The following is a 7,507-nucleotide window of genomic DNA, read 5'->3' on the forward strand; positions in this document are numbered from 1 at the left end:
GGAGTGAATTGATTCGTTCTGTTGGCTACAATTCTTTTAGCTACGCTGACATATCTAAAGCGTTGAATATAAAGAATGCAGCTATCCATTATTATTTCCCTTCAAAGTCAGATTTAGGAGTGGAGATAATAAAGAGGAATCTTAATGCTTTCAACGAACTAACTAAAACATGGGAAGGCTTAGATTACAAATTGCAGTTTTCCAATTACATTCATATGCACGATAGTTTTATTGGTAATCACTGGCTTTGTATAGTTGGTTCACTTTCTCCATCTTATGACACTTTACCTGAAAACATGCAGAAAGAATTGAAGGGATTGGTAAATACAATCCTAAAATGGCTAACAGCATTATTAGACAATGGACTAAAAACTAATATTTTTTCATTTACGGAAACACCAAGAACAAAGGCTTTCATAGTTCATTCTGCGTTACTGTCTTCTTTACAAATGAATAAAGTATTAAAAAATGATGTATATAAGTCTATACAGGAAGGACTATTAAATATCTAATATTTTTTTATCCAAAAAACTTACTTACTAATAAGTATATAAATTCATAAAGATGAGAAAGATTGATTTTTTAAGAGAACAGATTATTGAATCGAGGAATTTTGTAAATCGTTTGATTTCCGAAATTCCACAAGATTTATGGTACACAATTCCTGAAAGCACAGATTCAAACTTTGCTTGGCAAATTGGACACTTGATGATTAGTCAAAACTTCCACGCTATCACATGTATCACTGGAAGAAATCCTAAAATCGCTGAACTAATACCTATTGTTGATTATGTGAAGATATTCAATGGTATGGGTACTTTGCATAGGTCAGTAGAAAAGAACTTGATTTCAGCATATAAGCTAAAAGAGCAGTTCGATGCTATTCACGAAATATGCATAGATAATTTAACGCAATTAAATGATGATATATTAATTGAACAATTAGAACCTATCCCATTCAAACATCCAGTAGCTAATAATAAATATGAAGCTTTATCATGGTGTTTCAAACATGAAATGTGGCATAGTGCTGAGATGGAAGCTATCAAAGTAGCTTTAAACTATCCAATAGTATGGCTAGAAAAATAGAGTTCTAAGATAAGCTCAATATAGCTAAATCATTCTGCATAAAACAGATTATTTAATCTGACAATTAATATTTACATTAAAATTTATGCGTATGAATGAATTATTAGGTATGAGGTTTTTAAGACTATTGTCTGAATCCTCGCAAGAAGTAACTAACGAAAAAATGCAAGATGCTTATGGCGAATTTGTCGAACAAATAAGAATAGTGGGGGATGGGAATGATTACTCCACTATTTACCGTATTCTTACAGCTACCCGTATTGAGATAGCTTCACTTGAAACAGCACCTCTTTACGGGCAGGGGGAAAAATGCGCTTAAAAAGCGGTTCTTACAAAAAACACAGGCGATTATTAACGCAGAACTGGAACTGCTAAATTTCAAAATCACACATCCCGAATCGTTTCCTTTGGTAACTCCATTGACATTTGAATCTTCTTTATCGGTCATACCTAAGTTTCCTAATCTCGGAATCATGGGTATGACCGAAATTCTTTCAGCCCTGATGCTGTTGGGTGGCATCACCGACAACATAGGCAAGAATCCAACTATCATCGCTTTTTCGGAAGTCTTTGAACAGGCTTTCGGATTTAGTTTTAACGGTATCTATGACCGTCAAAGCGAACTTTTCAAACGCAAGCCATGTAACCTCACTAAAACACTGGATGCTTTAAAAACAGTCCTTACTAAAGAATACAAGCAACGGCAAGCGGAAGCACTAAAAAAATAAAGATGAAAAAAGATAATTTTGCAATAGATTGATAAATAGCTATTTGTGTTTGTGATATAGAGGGGTCAATACCGGACTCCTCTATTTTTAGTTCTTTATTCTGCCGTCCTTTGCTTCATCAATCGGTTGAGAACAATAATGTTAAACTTAAAATTGAAGCAAAATGTATGTAGATAATGAAAATTTCGACAAGTGGATGGAAAGGTTATCAAAGAAGCTCACCGAAGTTGGGCAAGACCTGAAATCACTTATCAATACTGACAAGGTAATGGGTGAGAACGACAAACTATTAGATAATCAGGATTTAGCGTTTCTACTAAAAGTATCTTTCCGAACCTTGCAACGGTATCGAGTAAGTGGCAAACTTCCTTACTTTACGATAAGTCATAAGACCTATTATCGTTCAGCCGACATTCGGGCATTTGTTCAAGAAAATGCTGATAGCAAGACCTATGAGCGATTTAAAAAGGAAAATCAACTTGATAAGCAAACCGAAGCAAAATAAGGTGGGTAATGTTACCGCCTGATGGAATGTTACCATTCCCCATTTAGCAGAAATCGCCTCGCTCTGTAGCTCGGCTCGTTTCGTTAAATGAAGCAAGAGGGAACTGGACAAGTCCTGTTCTTCCCTCTTGCCCTGCGGGGCAAAGCCTTCGGCTTTAATAGGTTACGTTCGTAACCATTTATAATAGTGATTATAAGACAGAAATGTATTTCGCTTATAATCAACTAAATGAATCTCGTTTTCCTTATAAAAAAGTTATAATCATGGATAAGACTAATAATATATCTACTCTTACCACCATCGGGATAGACCGACAAACGGGTAAGTTGATAGACAAGCTCTGCAAACGCTATTCGCTGAAAAAAGGGGAAATAGTCAGGCTGGCATTTAGCTATATTGATAAAGCGTGTATCAACCCCTCGGAAGCACCGGAATCCGTAAAATCGGAACTGGCGAAGATAAACAAACGACAGGACGATATAATTCGTTTCATCCGTCACTACGAGGAAGAACAACTGAATCCAATGGTACGAACCGCCAATTCTATTGCCGTTCGCTTCGATGCTATCGGCAAGGAATTAGAAAACCTTATCCTTTCACAACTGGCAGCCAGTCAAGAAAGGCAAACAGCCGTACTGCAAAAGGTAAGTGAACAGTTCGGCAAGCACGCCGATGTAATCAACCAGCAGGGGAAACAACTCACCGCCCTGTATCAGATACACCAACGGGATTATAAGAAATTGCTCCAACTGATACAACTCTATTCGGAGTTATCAACTTGTGGCGTGATGGACGGCAAACGGAAAGAAAACTTAAAGACGGAAATCGTCAATTTGATAAATACATAGAACCATGCACATAGATTTTGCCCCGCCATCGGCAGGAACATATAATAATACGGGTAGTTGTCGGCAATTAGCTTCATATATGGAGCATGAAGACTTGGAACGGATGGAGAAAGGAATCTATACCGATGGCTTTTTCAATCTGATAGAGGATAACATCTATAAATCAAAAGTTATAAAAGATATAGATACTAATACCGGGCAACTATTGAAAACGGATGCTAAGTTTTACGCTATTCATGTCAGCCCGTCGGAAAAGGAACTTCAAGCGATGGGTAATACAGAACAGGAACAAGCCGAAGCCATGAAACGGTATATCCGGGAAGTGTTTATTCCTGAATATGCCAAGAACTTCAACAAAGGACTATCCGAAGCGGATATAAAGTTTTACGGAAAGATACATTTTGACCGTAGCCGTTCCGACAACGAACTGAATATGCACTGTCATTTGATTGTGAGCCGAAAAGACCAAGCTAATAAAAAGAAGCTATCACCGCTTACCAACCACAAGAACACCAAGAACGGAGTAATAAAAGGTGGTTTTGACCGTGTGAACCTGTTCCAACAAGCGGAACAGGGCTTTGATAAGCTGTTTGGCTACAACCGCCAATTATCCGAATCGTTTGAGTATTCCAACACGATGAAGAACGGAAGCATTGACGATAAACTGAAAATGCAGGAGCAAGAATTGAAAGAGCCAAAACAATATTTTACTGGCGAAAAGAAAAAAGAAACATTCCAACCCAGTGAAAAAGAAAACAATATTTCTTGTAATCTTGATAACAAGCAAAACAATGAACAATCTTTTAATCAGGTAAATAGCAAAACTGGAAATTCTTTACTGTCTATCTTCTCATTAAGAGATAGCAATAATTACGATGCAACATCGGCAGAGGAATTACAGTCACAGAAACGTAAAAAGAAAAAGAAGAAAGGGATTAGACGATGATTGAATATGAGGAACTAAGAGCCAATATAGACCGACCTGATGGAGCGTTTCAAGTATCGTAAATCGCTTGTATACTTAACGATAGACAATGTTATCACCACCCGAAGAAACAGCCGTATAGAGATGTATTTGCGTATCAGAAAGTTTGAAAGCCTGTTCCCACCTGATTGCCTTGTCATTGCCCGATTAGGTTTTAGCAAGGAGCGGATAGGGCATGGTACGCACTTTCTCCAGTTCTTGACAGGGGTAGCCTTAAAGTATGGATTCAGGTACATCGGAATTGAGTATGCTAACGACAAAAGCGGTGCTTTTGCCAAGAAGTTAGGTTTTAATTCAATAGATGGTGAAAACTATTTTATGACAGTTGATAATCTAAAATCTTATTTTTCAATAGAATGAATGTAATCCTTTCTTTTTCTAAGTACAAGTGTTGCCTATTTATTTTCTCCATATATGAGATGTTTGTCATTGAAAAAAAAGAAAAACATGCTGTTGATTGATATTTTGAGTTTTGGGTGGACATGAAGATATGTTTTTCAGCCATAAATCTAGCTGTATCACAAATATTTGCTAAATTTGTAAACGATAAAGTACTCATCATTTTTTTGATTATTACTTTTGTTCATTGTACACTTTTGATAAAGAGTACAGTTTAAGAGTTATCAGTAACTCACTTATGAAAAGTAAAGATTGATAATAAAAATAGATAAATAAATATGTTTCATATACAGCAACCAACAGAACAATGGATTGACGAAGTTGTGAATGTTATTAATGAAAATCAGTTGAAACCTGAAGAATCAAAATTCATGATGGCATTCTTTTCCTCTATGGATTCTGAATTTGTAGAATACTTTCAGAACAATAAGACGCAAATTTCATCTTTTAGTGGACATAATTTTCATATATTCACCCCTCTTATATATGAAGATAGAGTTATTCCAGATGAAGAATGGAGAAAGATGAGAAATGAATTCAAATCTTTCGGGATTCCTATTGGTACAGAACCTACATTCATCTTCTTTAATATTTTTAAATCAAAGCAAGATAAATATGAACCAACATTTTTTGCAGGTTTTGAGTGTAATACGTTTAATGAATTTCCGAGAAAGCTTAAAAATGCCATAGATAAAAGTATTGAAACTAAAGATACAAAGCGATTGGCAAACAAACTTTCTGAAGTTTTTCTTAGCAAAAATATTATCCCAATTGATAAGGTAAATAATATATTGAAAGAAACCATAAGTCGAAAATTACCTCAAGCAAAAGTATTTATAAGCCACTCAAGTAAAGACAAGCCATTTGTTCATAAATTGAAAGAAGAACTTTCCAAAGACAATTCATTAAAGTTTTGGATTGATGAAAATGAAATACTAGCAGGAGATGATATTCAAAAAACAATTTCTGAGTCATTAAAAGAAATGGATTATTTATTGCTTGTTATTTCCGAAAATTCGATAAAATCACCTTGGGTAAATTTTGAGGTTTCACAGTTTATGGGGATTGCTGAAAACAAGAGAATAATTCCTATTATTTTATCAAAAGGACAGAGTTTCTCAGAACCAATAGATAATTTGGTTAGGCGATTGAATTATTTAGATTTTTCAGATAAAAAAAACTGGCGTAAAAATATTACTTCAATTAAGTCAGCACTATTAAAAGGCACAGGGATTGATTGCCAATCCAAAGAAATAAAAATTAACTTCAATAATACTGTTGATAATGCAGTTATTGGAAATAATAATAAAATTGTTATTAACCAAACGAGGAAAAAAGTAGTTCAAAAATATCCTGATGGTTGCATTGGTTCAGATACAGTCAAAGCAAATTATATTGGACACCTAATTAGCCGCTATAATGAGTATAAAGAATACGAAGTCGGAAAAGGTCAGGTAAAATATGCTGTATTTGCAAGTCAATTAAAGAAACGTTACAAAATTGCACCTACGAGAACTTTGTATAATCTACATATCAACAAATTTGATGAATTGGCAAGTTACATTCAAATGAGAATAGATGGAACAAAACTTGCAAAAATCAAAGGAAAAGAACATAAAAACTACTCAACATTTGAAGAATTTGAGAAAGGACAAAAATAAAAAAAGCACCTGTTAATTACTGATTCAATGTCAAGCTTAATTTATTTATTCTTAATAGTTTAGATATTAGTAACAAGAAAACACAATAGTAGTATATAAAAAGAAAAAAATGAATATTGACTTGAAATTTTTAGAGCCATATTTAATTTATATGATTTTCGCATTTCTAGGATTGCTTATCCTGTATATTAAAACGTATACGACTGAAAAAGCAAAAATGGAAGTTCTAAAAAGCGAGAACAAGAAATTAATAGAGGAAACGGAAAGAATAAAAAAAGACTTTCAATTGGAAATATCTAAACGGAGATATCAATATGAGAGTAAAAAAGAACAATATATATTATTTTTCAAATTATTAGACCAATTTACCAATGAAGCAAACAAAAGTACTCAAGAAAAGCTGTTGCCTATTTTAGATGAATTTAATAGAAATTTTTTGAATTCTTCCAGCAGGAATGATAAGAAAGGCGAAAATAATGCTACATCTGTAATGTCAAAGAAAATCCAAAGATTGACATTTGAAGCAAATGAAAGTCTAATAAAAATTAAGCAAGAGACAAATACAATCCGCTTAATAGCAAGTGATAGAATAATACAAAAGTTGGATTTATTAGAACTTGCATACGACAAGAATATGGAGCAAGCAATTAAAATGATGAATGATTTACCAAAGCAAATGATGTCTAATGACCAATATGGGATGAAAAAAAGTCAAAGGGAAATTGAAATTTCAGCATTAGTAATAAAAGAAATTAAAGATGAAATTATAGAATTAATGAGAAAAGAATTAGATGAAATATAACCTCCTGCCATCAACATATAATTTGGATTTTGTTAGTATAAACTTGAGGACAAAGTGTTTCGAAAAGAGCGACTTTATCATTGGACTATCAAGTGTTCATGTACTTCTTCAAAAAGTAATGTTTTTGTTGAAAAATTAGGCTTTAATTCAATAGGTGACAAAAACTATACCATAACAGTCGATAATCTAATATCTTATTTTTCAATGGAATAATCTTAATTAATTCTTTCTTTCTCTGAACACAAAGGTATATTCCAAGAATAAAACGGCAACACCGAGCCGTAAGCGGTTTTTGAAAATTTCTTCCTTTTTCGTTCCTTAAAAGAGTAAATTTCCAAAAAGTGTTGCCTTATTTATTCTTTCCATATAGGAGATGTTTATCAGAGAAAAAAAGGAAAAAAATATGTTGGTTGGTAAGCATTCGGCAAACTACAGGTATTAAACTTTTATATACAACAATAGCGACTGTCACTATGAACCTAATAGTATC

At 33.6% G+C, this 7,507-nt stretch carries 10 protein-coding genes; all 10 read left to right on the forward strand.

The annotated features are described in order from the left end of the window. Positions 1–512 (forward strand): TetR/AcrR family transcriptional regulator (locus ABUA47_RS21450; RefSeq protein ID WP_349832027.1); only part of this gene is annotated, 512 nt, incomplete at its 5' end. Between the two features lie 52 nt (positions 513–564). Further along, the gene (locus ABUA47_RS21455; RefSeq protein ID WP_035449909.1) at positions 565–1,089 is read left to right on the forward strand and encodes a DinB family protein; all 525 of its coding nucleotides are present in this window, start codon (positions 565–567) and stop codon (positions 1,087–1,089) included. A 91-nt stretch (positions 1,090–1,180) separates the two neighbouring features. Further along, positions 1,181–1,408: a hypothetical protein gene (locus ABUA47_RS21460; RefSeq protein WP_035450060.1), complete on the forward strand. Its 228-nt coding sequence runs from the start codon at positions 1,181–1,183 to the stop codon at positions 1,406–1,408. Then, positions 1,365–1,817, forward strand: coding sequence for a hypothetical protein (locus ABUA47_RS21465; protein WP_229126661.1), 453 nt, complete (start codon positions 1,365–1,367; stop codon positions 1,815–1,817). The genes ABUA47_RS21460 and ABUA47_RS21465 overlap by 44 nt, the downstream gene beginning before the upstream one ends. Before the next feature lie 163 nt (positions 1,818–1,980). Next, the gene (locus tag ABUA47_RS21470; protein WP_035449908.1) at positions 1,981–2,322 is read left to right on the forward strand and encodes a helix-turn-helix domain-containing protein; all 342 of its coding nucleotides are present in this window, start codon (positions 1,981–1,983) and stop codon (positions 2,320–2,322) included. Between the two features lie 263 nt (positions 2,323–2,585). Continuing rightward, positions 2,586–3,170 carry a BfmA/BtgA family mobilization protein gene (locus tag ABUA47_RS21475; protein WP_035449906.1) on the forward strand — a complete coding sequence of 195 codons (585 nt, stop codon included), beginning with the start codon at positions 2,586–2,588 and terminating at the stop codon, positions 3,168–3,170. A 4-nt stretch (positions 3,171–3,174) separates the two neighbouring features. After that, the gene (locus tag ABUA47_RS21480; RefSeq protein ID WP_035449905.1) at positions 3,175–4,116 is read left to right on the forward strand and encodes a DUF5712 family protein; all 942 of its coding nucleotides are present in this window, start codon (positions 3,175–3,177) and stop codon (positions 4,114–4,116) included. A 39-nt stretch (positions 4,117–4,155) separates the two neighbouring features. Beyond that, the gene (locus ABUA47_RS21485) at positions 4,156–4,515 is read left to right on the forward strand and encodes a hypothetical protein (RefSeq protein WP_035449904.1); all 360 of its coding nucleotides are present in this window, start codon (positions 4,156–4,158) and stop codon (positions 4,513–4,515) included. A 317-nt stretch (positions 4,516–4,832) separates the two neighbouring features. Beyond that, the gene (locus tag ABUA47_RS21490; protein WP_051642943.1) at positions 4,833–6,215 is read left to right on the forward strand and encodes a toll/interleukin-1 receptor domain-containing protein; all 1,383 of its coding nucleotides are present in this window, start codon (positions 4,833–4,835) and stop codon (positions 6,213–6,215) included. A gap of 109 nt (positions 6,216–6,324) precedes the next feature. Continuing rightward, a complete protein-coding gene (locus ABUA47_RS21495; RefSeq protein ID WP_035449902.1) occupies positions 6,325–7,017 on the forward strand; it encodes a hypothetical protein in 693 nt (230 codons plus the stop codon). Positions 7,018–7,507: the final 490 nt, after the last annotated feature.

The sequence above is a fragment of the Bacteroides sp. RTP31139st1_H2_RTP31139_211217 genome, assembly GCF_040227615.1.
In the GTDB taxonomy this organism is placed as follows: Bacteria; Bacteroidota; Bacteroidia; order Bacteroidales; family Bacteroidaceae; genus Bacteroides; species Bacteroides uniformis.